The 14,581-nt window shown below is 71.5% G+C and carries 12 protein-coding genes; 4 read left to right on the top strand and 8 right to left on the bottom strand.

Going from position 1 to position 14,581, the window contains the following annotated elements; all coding sequences use genetic code 11:
* Positions 1 to 10: 10 nt before the first annotated feature.
* Positions 11 to 1,561, bottom strand: coding sequence for a long-chain fatty acid--CoA ligase (locus ABZ930_RS19465; RefSeq protein ID WP_361549262.1), 1,551 nt, complete (start codon positions 1,559 to 1,561; stop codon positions 11 to 13).
* 132 nt (positions 1,562 to 1,693) lie between these two features.
* On the opposite strand from ABZ930_RS19465, the gene ABZ930_RS19460 reads away from it, so the two are divergent.
* The gene (locus tag ABZ930_RS19460) at positions 1,694 to 2,317 is read left to right on the top strand and encodes a TetR/AcrR family transcriptional regulator (protein ID WP_361549261.1); all 624 of its coding nucleotides are present in this window, start codon (positions 1,694 to 1,696) and stop codon (positions 2,315 to 2,317) included.
* A gap of 1 nt (position 2,318) precedes the next feature.
* Here ABZ930_RS19460 and glgC read toward each other — a convergent pair whose 3' ends face one another.
* Positions 2,319 to 3,542 carry a glucose-1-phosphate adenylyltransferase gene (glgC, locus tag ABZ930_RS19455; protein WP_361549259.1) on the bottom strand — a complete coding sequence of 408 codons (1,224 nt, stop codon included), beginning with the start codon at positions 3,540 to 3,542 and terminating at the stop codon, positions 2,319 to 2,321.
* Positions 3,543 to 3,556: 14 nt separating this feature from the next.
* Positions 3,557 to 4,714, bottom strand: a complete 1,158-nt coding sequence (glgA, locus tag ABZ930_RS19450; protein ID WP_361549404.1) for a glycogen synthase — start codon at positions 4,712 to 4,714, stop codon at positions 3,557 to 3,559.
* Between the two features lie 312 nt (positions 4,715 to 5,026).
* On the opposite strand from glgA, the gene ABZ930_RS19445 reads away from it, so the two are divergent.
* Positions 5,027 to 6,106: a DMT family transporter gene (locus ABZ930_RS19445; protein ID WP_361549257.1), complete on the top strand. Its 1,080-nt coding sequence runs from the start codon at positions 5,027 to 5,029 to the stop codon at positions 6,104 to 6,106.
* On the opposite strand, the gene ABZ930_RS19440 is transcribed toward ABZ930_RS19445, so the two are convergent.
* Both ABZ930_RS19440 and ABZ930_RS19435 read right to left on the bottom strand, forming a co-directional pair.
* A complete protein-coding gene (locus tag ABZ930_RS19440) occupies positions 6,096 to 7,346 on the bottom strand; it encodes a transglycosylase family protein (protein ID WP_361549255.1) in 1,251 nt (416 codons plus the stop codon). The genes ABZ930_RS19445 and ABZ930_RS19440 overlap by 11 nt on opposite strands.
* A gap of 106 nt (positions 7,347 to 7,452) precedes the next feature.
* A complete protein-coding gene (locus ABZ930_RS19435) occupies positions 7,453 to 8,424 on the bottom strand; it encodes an acetylxylan esterase (protein WP_361549253.1) in 972 nt (323 codons plus the stop codon).
* Between the two features lie 137 nt (positions 8,425 to 8,561).
* Here ABZ930_RS19435 and gndA point away from each other — a divergent pair, with 137 nt between their 5' ends.
* Positions 8,562 to 10,001 carry an NADP-dependent phosphogluconate dehydrogenase gene (gndA, locus tag ABZ930_RS19430; RefSeq protein WP_361549251.1) on the top strand — a complete coding sequence of 480 codons (1,440 nt, stop codon included), beginning with the start codon at positions 8,562 to 8,564 and terminating at the stop codon, positions 9,999 to 10,001.
* Between the two features lie 344 nt (positions 10,002 to 10,345).
* On the opposite strand, the gene ABZ930_RS19425 is transcribed toward gndA, so the two are convergent.
* Genes ABZ930_RS19425 through ABZ930_RS19415 form a run of 3 tightly spaced genes read right to left on the bottom strand, consistent with a single transcriptional unit; the run spans position 10,346 to position 11,886 of the window.
* On the bottom strand, positions 10,346 to 10,777 hold the full coding sequence (locus tag ABZ930_RS19425) for a nitroreductase family deazaflavin-dependent oxidoreductase (protein WP_361549249.1): 432 nt from the start codon (positions 10,775 to 10,777) through the stop codon (positions 10,346 to 10,348).
* Between the two features lie 46 nt (positions 10,778 to 10,823).
* Complete coding sequence (locus ABZ930_RS19420; RefSeq protein WP_361549247.1) at positions 10,824 to 11,480, bottom strand: aspartate/glutamate racemase family protein; 657 nt, start codon at positions 11,478 to 11,480, stop codon at positions 10,824 to 10,826.
* Positions 11,481 to 11,532: 52 nt separating this feature from the next.
* Positions 11,533 to 11,886: a GNAT family N-acetyltransferase gene (locus ABZ930_RS19415; RefSeq protein WP_361549245.1), complete on the bottom strand. Its 354-nt coding sequence runs from the start codon at positions 11,884 to 11,886 to the stop codon at positions 11,533 to 11,535.
* Between the two features lie 302 nt (positions 11,887 to 12,188).
* Here ABZ930_RS19415 and ABZ930_RS19410 point away from each other — a divergent pair, with 302 nt between their 5' ends.
* Positions 12,189 to 14,519, top strand: coding sequence for an AbfB domain-containing protein (locus ABZ930_RS19410; protein WP_361549243.1), 2,331 nt, complete (start codon positions 12,189 to 12,191; stop codon positions 14,517 to 14,519).
* The last annotated feature ends 62 nt before the right edge of the window (positions 14,520 to 14,581 follow it).

Below are 14,581 nucleotides of genomic sequence, written 5' to 3'. Positions count from 1 at the left end.
CGGTCTCCTGTCAGTGGACGCGGCGCTCGGCGCCGGTCCAGTGGCGGGCGCGGACGGCGCGGCGGTCGATCTTGCCGTTGCGGTTGACGGGCAGTGCGTCGACGAACTCGACGGACCGCGGCTTCTTCACGCGGGCCAGGCGCTCGGCGCAGAAGGCGACGACCTCGTCCGCGTCGACCTCGCTGCCGGGCCTGCGGACGACGACGGCCTTGACGGCCTCGCCCCAGTGCTCGTCGGGGACGCCGACCACGCACACCTCGGCGAGGGCGGGATGCGCGTACAGTACGGCCTCGACCTCGCTGCTGTACACGTTGTAGCCGCCGGAGATGATCATGTCCTTCTTGCGGTCGACGATGAAGAGATAGCCGTCGGCGCGCAGATAGCCCAGGTCGCCGGTGTGCACCCAGCCGTCCTTGAAGGTCTCGGCGGTCAGTTCGGGTTCGTGCCAGTACTCGGTCACGCAGTCGGGTCCGCGGGCGATGACCTCGCCGACGGTCCCCGCGGGCACGGCGGCGCCCGCCTCGTCGACGACCCGCACCTCGGTGTCGAAGACGGGCCGGCCGCAGGACCTCAGCAGGTCCGGATCACTGGTGGTGCCCGTGAGGACGTCCTGGCGGGTCAGCACGGTGATGCCGCTGGTCGTCTCGACCTGCCCGTAGCCCTGGACGACGATCGGCCCGAACCTCTCGACGGCCTCCTTGAGCCGCTGCGGGGCGACGGGCGCGCCCCCGACGTGCAGCGCTTTGAGGCTGGAGAGATCGGCGGCGGCCGTCCCCGGGTGCGCGAGCAGCATGTTCAGCATGGTCGGCACGACGAACGTGGCCGTGATCCGCTCCCGCTCGACGGTGTCCAGGAACAGCTCCGTGTCCCACTGCGGCAGGACGACGACCGTGGATCCGTAGGCGAGGGAGGCGAGCAGCGGCATGCCGGGGGCGTGGGTGATGGGGCCGGCGGCGAGATAGCGCTCCCCCGGGGAGGGCGCGCTCTCCGAACTCATCATCCGCTTGCGGAGGTTGGCGAGCCGGTTGCCCTGGGTCTGGACGGCGGCCTTGAGCCGGCCGGTGGAGCCCGAGGTGAAATTGAGGACGGCGGGGTCGTGTTCGTCGACCTCGACGGCGACGAATTCGTCACGCCCCTCACCGAGCAACTCGGCGTATGCGAGGCCCTGTTGACCGCCATAGTGCACCAGGAGGCAGTCGACGCGGGCCTTGGCGAGTGCGGCGCGGGCCGCCTCCAGCCGGCCCGTGTCCACGAACAGCACCCGGACGGACGCGTCGTCCAGGATGTGCGCGACCTCGTCCACGGAGAGCCGGGGGCTGATCGGCACCCGCACGAGCCCGGCCTTGCACAGGGCCATCTCGGTCTCGACGACCTCGGCGCAGTTGCCCGCGTACGTCGCGACGGTCTCGCCCCGCACCAGACCGCGGCCGGTCAGCGCGGAGGCCAGGCGGTTGGTGGTGCGCTCCAGGTCCGCGTAGCTCAGCCTGCGCTCACCGCAGACCAGGGCTTCGCGCTCCGGCCAGAAGGTACTGCTTCGAGTGATGTACGTGCCCAGGTTCACGGGCTGCTCCCACGCTCGTCGGCTCAAATATTCACGGCGGCCACTAATGGACACCATGTACAGAAACTTTCGGGCTGTCAATGATCCGGTAGGCTGCGGTCTCCAGTCAGGGAGCCGAGAGGAGCCGGGACCATGCCGCCGGAAGCGGGCGATCGCCGAGTACGCCGCACCCGACGCCTGCTGCGGGACGCGCTGGTGTCACTGGTCCTCGAGCGGGGCTATGCCGCCGTGACGGTGGAGGACATCACCGAACGGGCCGACCTCGGCCGGGCCACCTTCTACAGCCACTACACCGACAAGGACGAGCTGCTCGACCGCGTCGTGACGGATCTGCTGGACGAGCTGGAGGAGCGGCTGCGGCCGCTGGTCCCGGCGTCGGAGGTGGGCTTCACCGGCAAACCGGCGCTGGAGATCTTCCGCCACGCCGAGCAGGAGCGGGACGCGTACCGCATGATCCTGCGCGGCGAGGGCGACGGACGGGCGCTGCGCCAGTTCACCGCGGCGCAGACCGAGGCGACCGCCGTGGTGTTCCGGGCGCGCGCGGCGCACGAGAAGGTCACCCCTCGGATCAGCGTCGACGTACTGGCCCGCGCCTGGGTCGGCGAACAACTCGCCGTACTGCACTGGTGGTTGGAGTCGGATCCGCACCCCATGTCACCGGAGGAGGCCACCCGCATGCTGCTCGACCTGTCGCTGCGCGGCCGCTACTGGGCCAACGGCTTCGAGGGCACGCCGCCGGCCCCCGCCGGGGAGTAGCTCAGCGCACGGACTGCCCCTTGCCGAGGGCGATCACACCGCCCTTGGAGACGGTGTACAGCTCGGCGTCCCGGCCCGGGTTGACGCCGATCGTGGCGCCCGCCGGGACCTCCACGTTCTTGTCGAGGACGGCGCCGCGCACCACGGCCCCGCGCCCCACCCGGACATTGTCGTGCAGCACCGAGCCCTGGACGACCGCGCCGTCCTCGACGCTCACCCCGGGCGACAGGACGGAGCGGGTGACCTGCCCGCGGATCACACAGCCGGGGCTCACGATCGACTCGCTCGCGATGCCGGCCGCGCAGAACCGCGCGGGCGGCAGCTGACCGGCGTGGGTGTAGATCGGCCAGCGGCGGTTGTCCAGGTTGAAGGCGGGCCGGTCGGAGATCAGGTCCATGTGGGCGTCGTAGTACGTGTCGAGCGTGCCGACGTCGCGCCAGTAGCCGTGGTCGCGTTCCGTCTCGCCGGGGACGTGGTTGCCGTCGAAGTCGTAGACCTGGGCGACACCGCGCTCGGTGAGCAGCGGAAGGATCGAACCGCCCATGTCGTGCACCGAGTTGTCGTCCTCGGCGTCCTCCTTGAGCGCGTCGACGAGGGTCTTGGTGGTGAAGAGGTAGTTGCCCATGGAGGCGAACACCTGGTTCGGGGAACCGGGCAGCGGCGGCGGGTCGGTGGGCTTCTCCAGGAAGGCCTCAACGCGGTGGCCGTCGCGGGCGGGCGTGATGACGCCGAACGCGGACGCCTCCGCGCGCGGCACCCGGATCCCGGCGACGGTGACGCCCGCCCCGGACTCGATGTGCTGGGTGAGCATCTGCCGCGGGTCCATCCGGTACACGTGGTCGGCGCCGAACACCGCGATGAAGTCGGGCTGTTCGTCGTGGACCAGGTTCAGCGACTGGAGGATGGCGTCGGCGCTGCCCGAGTACCAGCGCGGGCCGAGCCGCTGCTGGGCGGGGACCGGCGTGACGTAGTTGCCGAGCAGGCTCGACATCCGCCAGGTCGTCGTCACGTGCCGGTCGAGCGAGTGCGACTTGTACTGCGTCAGGACGCAGATGCGCAGGATGTCGGCGTTGACGAGGTTGGAGAGCACGAAGTCGACGAGGCGGTACATGCCGCCGAAGGTCACCGCGGGCTTCGCCCGGTCCGCGGTGAGCGGCATCAGCCGCTTGCCCTCTCCTCCTGCCAGAACGATCCCGAGTACCGAAGGCCCACCGCGCATGACCATCAACCCCCCATGTCTCAAGCGCCGTTCAGGATCTCCTCGTATACCCCGACGGTGCGCCGGGCTATCGCGTCCCAGCCGAATTCCGCGGCCGCCCGCTCGCGCCCGGCCGCGCCCAGCCGGTCCGCCGCGACGGGATCGGCGACCACCTCGTTCAGCGCCTCGGCCAGGCCCCGCTCGAACCCTTGCGGATCCTGCTCCGCGTACGGGACGAGCAGGCCGGTCTCGCCGTGGGCCACCACCTCGGGGATGCCGCCGACCGCGGAGGCCACGACGGCGGTGCCGCAGGCCATCGCCTCCAGGTTGACGATGCCGAGCGGTTCGTACACCGACGGGCAGACGAACGCCGTCGCGTGGCCCAGGAGTTGGACGACCTCGGAGCGCGGCAGCATCGACGGGATCCAGTGCACCCCGTCGCGCGCCCGCTTCAGCTCCTCCACCAGCTCCCGGAACTCGCGCCCGATCTCGGGGGTGTCCGGCGCCCCCGCGCACAGCACCAGCTGTACGCCCTTGGCCAAGTCGTGGGCCGCGCGCAGCAGATGGGGCACACCCTTCTGCCGGGTGATGCGGCCGACGAACAGGACGTAGGGGCGGGCCGGGTCGATGCCGAAGCGGCGCAGCACGTCGGTGCCGGGGTCGGCCTGGTAGAGCGAGACGTCGATGCCGTTGTGCACGACGCGGACCCGCTTCGGCTCCAGCGTCGGATAGCAGGCCAGGATGTCGTCGCGCATCGCCCGGGACACCGCGATCACCCCGTCCGCGGCCTCGATCGCCGTGCGCTCCGCCCAGGCCGACAGCGCGTACCCGCCACCGAGCTGCTCGGCCTTCCAGGGGCGCAGCGGTTCGAGGGAGTGGGCGGTCAGCACGTGCGGGATGCCGAGGTGGAGCGCCGCGAGGTGTCCCGCGAGGTTCGTGTACCAGGTGTGCGAGTGGACGAGCTGGCGGCCTTCGAGGGCGGCGGCCATGGAGAGGTCCACGGAGAGCGTGCGCAGCGCGTCGTTCGCCCCGTCCAGGGCCGGCCAGGCGCGGTGCCTGCGCACCCCTTCGCCCGCGCCCTCGCCCCAGGTGTGCACCTCCAGGTCGACGAGCGGCCGGAGCTCACGCGCCAGGAACTCGACGTGGACCCCCGCACCGCCGTAGACGTCGGGCGGATATTCCCGGCTGAGCAGTCCCACTCGCACGCGCGACCCCCGTCGTCGGTCGGGCACCACCGCTGTCAGGTCGTAACCGCCCCTCGCACTGCCGTTTCCGAACCGCTGTTCGCGGGGCGCGTCTCATGGTCACCCATGAACGTCCTCCGCGAAAGAGTGCCGACACGTTCGGTAGTCCCCTGGACACCCATCCTGGGGATGACTCCGGATCCCGCGTACTCCATCGGCAGTAGGACCCAATGACTGCTCAGGTCGGACGACGCGAACGGGCCGGACGAGAGATCGTAGAGGTATGACAACCGACCGTCGGCCGCATCGCTCCCCCGGGACCGCCTCATGAGCGCCCTGGCGCTGTCCGTGCTGCTGTCCCTCGTCTCCGCGGTGGCCTACGCGGGCGGGGCGATCGTGCAGGAGCGGGTGGCCGAGACCTCCCCGGGCACGGCGTACGCGCCGCTGCGCAGGCCCGCGTGGTGGGGCGCGGGGTGCCTGAACGGCCTGGGCGCGCTGCTGCACGTCGTGGCGCTCGCCTTCGGCCCGCTGAGCCTGGTGCAGCCGCTGGGGGCGCTGACGATCGTCCTGGCGCTGCCGATGGCGGCCCTGCTCGTGGGGCGCCGCGCAGGGGCCACCGCGTGGCGCGGGGCGGTCATGGCGACGGCCGGTCTCGCGGGGCTGCTGGCGCTCACCGGCGATGCCTCCGAGCAGTCCCTGGGCGGCGCGGAGCGGCTGTTCGTCGGCCTGGTCACGGCCGGTGGCGTGCTGGTCCTGATGACGTCGGCGCGGGCCGCGCACCGGCATCCGGTGGTGCGCTCGGTGCTGCTGGCCGTCGCGGCGGGCGGGGCGTTCGGCATGGCGTCGGTGTTCACGAAGTCGGTGGCCGTCGACTGGTCCGGCGAGCCGCTGGAGCAGCTCACGACCCTGCTGGCGATCGCGGGCCTCGCCGTCACCGGCATGCTCGTGTCGCAGGCCTCCTACCGGGGCGCCGGCCTGGCCGTGCCGCTGGCCACCGCCACGGTGGTGAACCCGGTGGTCGCGGCCGCCGTCGGCCTCACCCTGTTCGGCGAGACGTTCCGGCACGGCACGATCGGTACGGTCCTCGCGCTGGGCTGCGGTGTCGTCGCCGCGGGTGGTCTGATCCTGCTGACGACCGAGCGCATCGGACACGGGCAGCCGGGGCAGGTCGTCGCGAAGGGTTCACCCGCAGCTCCAGGGCGTGACGACCGGGCGGACCCGGCGGACTCGGTCCCCGACGAGCTGACGGTCCCCGAGGGGCCGGCGGCTCCGGGCGGACCGGCGGCCCGGGACAGCCCGACGGTCCCCGACAGTCCCGCGGCGCTGGACAGCCTGCCGCGCCAGTCCCAGGACCGGCGCGACGGGCTGGGCAGCCCGTGCGGGGACAGCAGGTTCCTCAGATCCTGACGCCGTGGGCCCGCAGATACGCGAGCGGGTCCACGTCGCTGCCGAAGCCGGGCCCGGTCCGCACCTCGAAGTGCAGATGCGGGCCCGTGCTGTTGCCCGTGGACCCCGAGCGGGCGATGCGCTGCCCGGTCACCACGCGCTGCCCGCTCTTCACGGAGAGGGCCGACAGGTGCCCGTACTGGCTGTACTTGCCGTCGGCGTGCCGGATCACCACTTCGTAACCGTAGCTGCCGCCCCAGCCCGCCGAGACGACCGTGCCGGCCTCGATCGCCTGCACCGAGGTGCCGGTGGGCACCACGAAGTCGACGCCCGTGTGGTAGCCCTTCGACCAGGAGGAACCGGTCGCGTGGTACGGGGTGCCGATGGAGGCGGAGACGGGCGCGACGACGCCGCCCGACGCCTTCTGCCCGCCGGCGGCCTTCTTGGTCTCGTGCTTCTTGGTCTCACGCTTCTCGGCGCCGGCCTTCTTCGCCCCGACCTTCTGGGACTCGGCCTTCTTGGGCTCGGTCTTCTTCGACTCGGTCTTCTCGGCGTCCGGCTTCTTCGGCGCGGTCCGGTGGGTGTCGGCCTTCGGCGCGCTCCTGCCGTGTCCGGGCATCGTCAGCCGCTGGCCGGGGACGATGAGGTCCGGGTCGCCGCCGACGACCGTGCGGTTGGCGGCGTACAGACGGGTCCAGCCGCCGCTCACCTTCCGCGACTCGGCGATGCCGGAGAGGGTGTCGCCGTGGACGACGGTGTACATCTCCGAGCGGCCCTTGCTCGCCGTGGACTGCGGGGTGACCTCGGGCTTGACGTCCTTGACCTGCTTGACCGTCTTCGTCTTCGGCTTCGTCTTCGCGGCGGTCGGCACGGGGGCGGCCTCGGCGCGGCTCAGCCCTGCCCGCTCCGAACAGACCGGCCAGGCACGCGGACCCTGGCCCGCCAGGACCTTCTCGGCGACGGCGATCTGCTGGTCCTTGGTGGCGAGGTCGGCGCGCGAGGCGTAGGCCCCGCCGCCGTACGCGGACCAGGTGGAGGCGGTGAACTGCAGACCGCCGTAGAACCCGTTGCCCGTGTTGATGCTCCAGTTGTTGCTGGACTCGCAGGCCGCCACCTTGTTCCAGGTGCCGACGTCCGCGGCCTGCGCGCCGCCCGCGCCGATCAGCGGGATCGCCATGCCGGCGCCGCCCACGGTCACGGTGAGCGAGGCCCGGTTGACCCGGCTCGGCTGATACCGGCGGTGCCGGCCGCGTAACGCCATGAACGCCCCCTTGGCTGTCCTGCATCCCACAGGCACACGTAGGAGCGGCAAATTATCCGCTCCCACGCATCCGTGACAAGGGTGCCGTCAGCCACCGTGGCCGTAATCAGTCCCTCAAGTGCCCTGGAACCCACTGGAGTTGGACCGCCTGCTGGAAGGGTCCGCCGCCCTCGTGGTCGTTGAAGGCGTACACCTCCATCGAGCGCTCCGGGCCCGCCCAGTGGTTGTACGCGGCGAAGACGGTCGACGGCGGGCAGGTCAGGTCCTCCAGCGCGACCGAGAACAGACCGGGTGCCGTGGCGCGGGCGGCGAAGTTCATGCCGTCGAAGTACGAGAGCGTGCGGAAGACCTGCTCGTCCTGCCCGATGTGCGTCTTGAGGTAGAGGGCGATCTCCCGGTACGGGTGACGCTCGGTGAGTGTGGCCGCGCGGTCGAAGTGGCACAGGAACGGCACGTCGGGCGCCACGGCGCGAAGGTCCGGGACCAGACCGGCGACGGCGATGGAGATGCCGCCGCCCTGACTGCCGCCGACGACGGCGACCCGGGAGGCGTCGACGAGGGGGTGCGAGCGGGCGGCCTCGACGGCGCGCACGGCGTCCGTGTAGACGCGGCGGTAGTAGTACTCGTGCGGATCCTGTATGCCCTGGGTCATGAAACCGGCGACCGACGGGGCGCTGCCGACCGGGTCCGGTGTGTCACCGACCGAGCCGCCGCTGCCCTGGCCGCGGGTGTCCATCACGAAGTGCGCGAACCCGGCGGCGGCCCACTGCAGGTGCGTGTGGGCCAGACCGCGGCCGCCGTTGTAGCCGATGTACTGCACGACGGCCGGAATCGGCTCCCGGGTGCCGGCGGGAAGGACCAGCCAGCCCTTCACGGGGTGCCCGCCGGAGCCCGCGAACGTAACGTCGAATACGTCGACCGCCGTGTACGGCACGTCGACGGGCTCGAACCGCGCGTCGAGCGCGTGCTCCCCGGCCTCGGCCAGCGTCTTCTCCCAGAAGGCGTCGAAGTCGTCGGGGGCCGTCAAGGCGGGCTTGTAGGCCCGCAGTTCATCGAGCGGCAGGTCGAAATGAGGCACGCACGGCTCCAGGATCGTAAAGAGTGCGGACGGGCACTACGAGCGGACTTCTCGTGGGGGGACGAGGAGTCACGCTACGCCTCACCAGGCCAGAACTGAACAATTTCTTTCATTTTCCCAATCCAGGAGCGACAGGCATGAGCACTACAGCCCAGATCGGTGTCACGGGTCTCGCGGTGATGGGCCGCAACCTCGCCCGGAACTTCGCCCGGAACGGATACACCGTCGCCCTCCACAACCGCACCGCGTCCCGCACGCACCAGCTGGTCGAGGAGTTCGGCGAGGAGGGCATCTTCGTCCCGGCCGGGACCGCCGAGGAGTTCGTGGCGGCGCTGGAGCGGCCCCGCCGCCTGGTCATCATGGTGAAGGCGGGCGAGGCGACGGACGCGGTCATCCAGGAGTTCGCGCCGCTCCTGGAGTCCGGAGACATGATCATCGACGGCGGCAACGCGCACTTCGCGGACACCCGCCGCCGCGAGAAGGAGCTGAGGGAGCGGGGCATCCACTTCGTCGGCACCGGGATCTCCGGCGGCGAGGAGGGCGCGCTGCACGGGCCGAGCATCATGCCCGGCGGCAGCGTGGAGTCGTACGCCTCCCTCGGCCCGATGCTGGAGAAGATCTCCGCGAAGGCGAAGGACGGCGCCCCGTGCGTCACGCACGTCGGTCCGGACGGCGCCGGGCACTTCGTGAAGATGGTGCACAACGGCATCGAGTACGCGGACATGCAACTCATCGGCGAGGCCTACCAGTTGCTGCGCGACGTCGCCGGGTACTCCCCCGCGCGGATCGCGGAGATCTTCCGCTCGTGGAACGAGGGGCGGCTCGACTCGTATCTGATCGAGATCACGGCGGAGGTGCTGAGCCACGTCGACGAGGCGACCGGCGAGCCGTTCGTCGACATCGTCCAGGACCAGGCCGAGCAGAAGGGCACCGGTCGCTGGACCGTGCAGATCGCCCTCGATCTGGGCGTGCCGGTGTCCGGGATCGCGGAGGCGGTGTTCGCCCGCTCGCTGTCCGGCCACGCGGACCTGCGCGCGGCCTCCCGCCATCTGGCGGGTCCGGCGGCGCTGGCACTGCCGGAGTCGGAGGCCGCGGCCTTCGCGGACCGGGTCGAGCAGGCGCTCTACGCCTCGAAGATCGTGTCGTACACGCAGGGCTTCCACGAGATCGCCGCGGGCAGCGAGACCTACGACTGGGACATCGACTCGGGCGCGGTGGCCCGGATCTGGCGCGGCGGCTGCATCATCCGCGCGGCCTTCCTCGACCGGATCACGGCGGCGTACGAGGCCGAGCCCGGCCTGGTGAGCCTGCTCTCGGACAAGGAGTTCGCCGACGAGATCGCGGCGGCCCAGGACGACTGGCGTGCCGTCCTGGTCGCGGCGACCATCCAGGGTGTGCCCACGCCGGGCTTCGCGGCGGCGCTCGCGTACTACGACGCGCTGCGCGCGGAGCGGCTGCCGGCCGCGCTCACGCAGGGCCAGCGGGACTTCTTCGGCGCGCACACGTACCGGCGCACCGACCGCGAGGGCTCGTTCCACACGCTCTGGGGCGGTGACCGCTCAGAGGTGGAGGCCTGAGCCCGCACGGCGCCTCACACGGGTGAGGGCTCGGGCTCCGGCGGGGTCGGGTCGGGGTCCGGGGTCGGGCCCGGCGGGACCGGTGCCGGCGAGGGCTCCGGCACGGGCCGGGGCATCGGGGTCGGCAGCGGGTCCGGGAGCGGTCCCGGGTCCGGGACGTCCGGTCCGGGGCCCGGACTCGGCCCCGGGCCCGGTACGGGCCCGGGCGGGACGGGGTCGGGGAACGGCTGGGTCATGGCGGTGCCTCCAGCGTTTCGGAGGGTCGTGGTCCACCGCCTCGGCGGCGGTGAACCTCCACTGTCTCCCGGGGCGCGTGCCCACGCCCGCCGAGTCCACGCGTCCTGTCAGCCGTCCGTACGAACGAGTCGCACGACCGGAATGTCCCGGCTGGTCTTCTTCTGGTACTCGGCGTAGCGCGGGAACAGCTCGACCAGGGAGTCCCACACGCGGGCCTTGTCCTCGGGCGACAGGGTCTCGGCGCGCGCGGTGAACCGCTCGGTCCCGACGCGCAGCCGTACGTCCGGGTTGGCCACCAGGTTCAGGTACCACAGGGGGTGCTCGTCCGCGCCGCCGTAGGAGGCGACGATCAGCAGGTCCTCGCCGTCGCGGCCGTGGATGAGGACGGTGCGGCGCCACTGCCCGGACTTGCGGCCCTGGTAGTCGAGGAGCAGGCAGGGCGCACCCTGGATGGTGGTGCCCTTCGTGCCGCCGGACTCCTCGTAGACCCGGGCCTGGTCGGCGACCCATCCGGTCGGGCTGATGACGACGTCGGTCATGGCGGTTCCTCGTCCCTCGGTTGTGGTGCGGACAACGTCCCTCAACCTAAGCGCTGGGGCGCCGCGCGCATTCCGCCGCCGCGGCGGCCAGTCCGAGGCGCGGGCTGGAGAGCACAGGGACGGTGGTCCGGGTGCGGGCGGCGGCGTCGGCCAGGGACGCCTGGGCGAGGACGATCACGTCGGCGTCGGCCCCGGTGACCGTGTCGAGGGCGGCGGCGACCCGGTCGAGGTAGCTCTCGCGCTCACCGGCGAGGAACAGCGCCCAGGCGTCCTCGACCAGCACGGTGCGCAGCTCGACGGCGCGTCCGGCGCGGTCCGCCTCCTCCTCGACGAGGGCGGCGGTCGGGCCGAGGGTGCTGTGGGTGGTGGCGACCACGACGACGCGGGGCCCTTCGGCGACGGCCCGCGCGGCCATCGGCCGGTCCACGCGCAGCACGGGGATTCCGGCGGGCACGGCCTGTTCCTGGGCGACGGCGCCGATGCTGGAGCAGGTGCACAGGACGGCGTCCGCCCCGTCGGCGGCCGCCGTCTCCAGCAGCGTACGGATGTCGTCGGCGACGGCGCGGGGGCCTTCGGCGCGGGCCCGCTCCAGGAGTTCCTCGCGCACGACGTGGCGCAGCGCGAGGCCGGGGTGGGCGGCGTCGCGCAGGGCGTCGAAGACGGGGACGTGGACGGGTGAGGTGTGCAGGAGCGCCAGCTTCATGCCCAGAACCCTACGCACCGCCACCGGCCCGCTTCTCACCCGTCCGTGCCGGTCACCACAGTTCGGGATGGTCCCCGACAGCCGCCTTCGCCGCGTCGAGGAGCGGGTCCGGGGCCGCGGGCGCCTCGCCGGGGTGCCGGGCCGCCCACCGGACGACGAACGGGCACAGCGGGGCGACCGCGATCGCCTCCCGGGCGGCGGTCGCGTACAGCTCACGGGCGAGGGAGCCGCCGATGCCCTTCCCCTCGTGCGCGGGCTCGACGACGGTGTGCACCGGCACGAGGGCGCGCTGCGGCTCCTCCAGGACGAAGTACTGGACGTACCCGGCGATCTCGCCGTCGGCGCCGCCGATCCGGGCGCGCAGAAATCCGGCGTCGCGGTCGTCGTGGATCTCGATGTCACTCATGCCGACCAGTCTGGGATCGATTCCCGGGCAGCGCGATACGAGCGACGCACGCCCCGGCCCGAAGCTCTCCAGGACGCCGTTCCATCGATGTACGGCGATCATGTCCCAGCCCTCTGAGACCTCGTCAGCATTCAGGGCGAACAGGCCGATTCGCCACATGTGAGTGACTCATGGGGCCGGAGAAGAAGTTCTGACGCGGAGTCTGTACAGCCGACTTACAGCGTTGTAAAAGGCAGGCAGCACCTGTGAGAGCACCACTGCCACTCCGACGAGCTCGACGACTTCGACGAAGGAGCACCCCCATGCCCTCGCGCCTCACCGGATTAAGACCCATCGGCGTCCTGCTGGCCGTCCTGGCCCTCTTCCTGGGCGGTGTCACCGTGCTGGCCCCGGCGGCCTCGGCGGCGCCCGCCGCCTGGACCCCCAAGCCTGCGCCCATGACGACCCCGTGGACCGCCCAGGTCTCCAAGGACAACCCGCTGCCGGAGTATCCGAGGCCGCAGCTGACCCGGCCCGACTGGGCCAACCTCAACGGCATCTGGGACTTCGCCGTCACCGGGAAGGACGCGGGGCAGCCGGCGTCCTTCACCGACCAGATCCGGGTGCCGTTCGTCGCGGAGTCCGCGCTCTCCGGCATCCAGCGCAAGATCACCGAGAACGACAAGCTCTGGTACAAGCGCACGTTCACGGTGCCGGCCGGCTGGAACGGCCGCCGGGTCCAGCTCAACTTCGGTGCCAGTGACTGGCGTACGACGGTGTGGGTCAACGGCCAGCAGGCCGGAGCGGTCCACAGCGGCGGCTACGACGCGTTCGGCTACGACATCACGCCACTGCTGAACGGCGGCACCAACACCATCGTCGTCTCGGTCTTCGACCCGACCCAGACCGGCGGCCAGGCCGTGGGCAAGCAGCGCATCAACGACGTGACGCCGCACCCCGGCGGCGGCATCTTCTACACGGCGGCCTCCGGCATCTGGCAGACGGTCTGGCTGGAGCCGACCGCCGCCGCGCACATCACGCGGCTCGACATGGTGCCCCGGCTGTCCGACTCGACGCTGCGGGTCACCGTGCGGGGCGCCGGCATCGGCGGGCAGAGCGCGCGGGTCACGGTCAGCTCCGGCGGGACGACGGTCGGCACGGCCACCGGCGCGGTCGGCTCGGAGCTGACGGTGAAGATCGCGAACCCGCATCTGTGGTCGCCGGACGACCCGTTCCTGTACGACGTGAGGGGCGAGCTGGTCTCCGGCTCCACGGTCGTCGACTCCGTCGGCTCGTACACCGGGATGCGGTCGATCTCGAAGGGCACGGTCAACGGCAAGCAACGGCTGCTGCTCAACGGCAAGTTCGTCTTCCAGACCGGCACCCTCGACCAGGGCTACTGGCCGGACGGCATCTACACCGCGCCCACGGACGACGCCCTCAAGTACGACCTCCAGAAGCACAAGGACCTCGGCTTCAACATGGTCCGCAAGCACATCAAGGTCGAGCCGCAGCGCTGGTTCTACTGGGCCGACAGGCTGGGCCTGCTGGTGTGGCAGGACATGCCCGCGATGGACACCCGCACTCCGGACTCGGCGGCCCGCACCCAGTGGGAGGCGGAGTTCGACCAGATCATCGACGAGCACCGCAGTTCGCCGTCGCTCGTGATGTGGGTCGACGAGAACGAGGGCTGGGGCCAGTACGACCAGGCCCGCATCGCCGACAAGGTGAAGGCGGCCGACCCCTCGCGCCTGGTCGACAACATGAGCGGCATCAACTGCTGCGGCGCGGTCGACGGCGGCAACGGCGACGTGATCGACCATCACGTGTACGTCGGGCCGGGAGTGACGAGCCCGTCCTCGACCCGGGCCGCCGTGCTCGGCGAGTACGGCGGGCTGGGGATGCGGGTGTCGGGCCACGAGTGGTCGCCGGGCAACGGCTTCAGTTACGAGGACCAGGCCGACGCCGCGCATCTGAACAACCGGTTCGTCGGACTGCTCGACGCGCTGCGCCTGCAACAGATGCCGGCCGGGCTCTCGGCCTCCGTGTACACGGAGATCACCGATGTCGAGAACGAGGTCAACGGCCTCCTGACGTACGACCGTCAGGTGGTCAAGGTCGACGCGGCGCGGGTCAAGGCGGCCAACCAGGCCCTGATCGCGGCCTCCGCGAATCCGGCGGGTCCGACGACCCTGCCGACCGGCCTGAAGTCGCTGCGGGTCACCACCCCCGGCTACACCGACCGCTACCTCCGGCACCGGGACGCCCTCGCCTACACGGACGTCGTCACGTCCGCCAGTGCCGATCTGCTGAAGAACGACGCCACCTGGCGGGTGGTGCCGGGTCTCTCCGACAACTCCTGCTACTCGTTCGAGTCCCGCAACTACCCGGGCGAGTACCTGCGCCACCGCGAGTTCCGGGTGCACCGGGAGGCCGGTGACGGCTCGGCGCTGTTCCGGGCCGACGCCACGTTCTGCGCGGTGCCCGGGCAGGGCGGCGTCCGGCTGATGGCACAGAACTATCCCGGTCAGTACCTGCGGCACTACAACGCCGAGGTCTACCTGGCCGTACCGGGCGGATCCCGGGCCGCGGACAACCCGTCGCTGTTCACCGAGGACACGACGTGGGCCGTGGAGGCGCCCTGGGCGCCCTGATCCCGTGGTCACCCGCAGGCGCCGGGCCCCGGCCCGGCGCCTGCGCACGGCCCGGAAACGCA

This window comes from Streptomyces sp. NPDC046716, from assembly GCF_040645755.1.
Classification (GTDB): Bacteria; Actinomycetota; Actinomycetes; order Streptomycetales; family Streptomycetaceae; genus Streptomyces.
Note: the sequence above shows the minus strand (reverse complement) of the source record. Positions and strands in the feature narration are given on the sequence as shown.

Coding starts and splice junctions, on each gene's coding strand:
- ABZ930_RS19460 (WP_361549261.1), top strand. CDS start 1,694: ATGCCGCCGGAAGCGGGCGATCGCCGAGTACGCCGCACCCGACGCCTG.
- glgC (WP_361549259.1), bottom strand. CDS start 3,542: ATGGTCATGCGCGGTGGGCCTTCGGTACTCGGGATCGTTCTGGCAGGA.
- ABZ930_RS19445 (WP_361549257.1), top strand. CDS start 5,027: ATGAGCGCCCTGGCGCTGTCCGTGCTGCTGTCCCTCGTCTCCGCGGTG.
- ABZ930_RS19440 (WP_361549255.1), bottom strand. CDS start 7,346: ATGGCGTTACGCGGCCGGCACCGCCGGTATCAGCCGAGCCGGGTCAAC.
- gndA (WP_361549251.1), top strand. CDS start 8,562: ATGAGCACTACAGCCCAGATCGGTGTCACGGGTCTCGCGGTGATGGGC.
- ABZ930_RS19425 (WP_361549249.1), bottom strand. CDS start 10,777: ATGACCGACGTCGTCATCAGCCCGACCGGATGGGTCGCCGACCAGGCC.
- ABZ930_RS19420 (WP_361549247.1), bottom strand. CDS start 11,480: ATGAAGCTGGCGCTCCTGCACACCTCACCCGTCCACGTCCCCGTCTTC.
- ABZ930_RS19415 (WP_361549245.1), bottom strand. CDS start 11,886: ATGAGTGACATCGAGATCCACGACGACCGCGACGCCGGATTTCTGCGC.
- ABZ930_RS19410 (WP_361549243.1), top strand. CDS start 12,189: ATGCCCTCGCGCCTCACCGGATTAAGACCCATCGGCGTCCTGCTGGCC.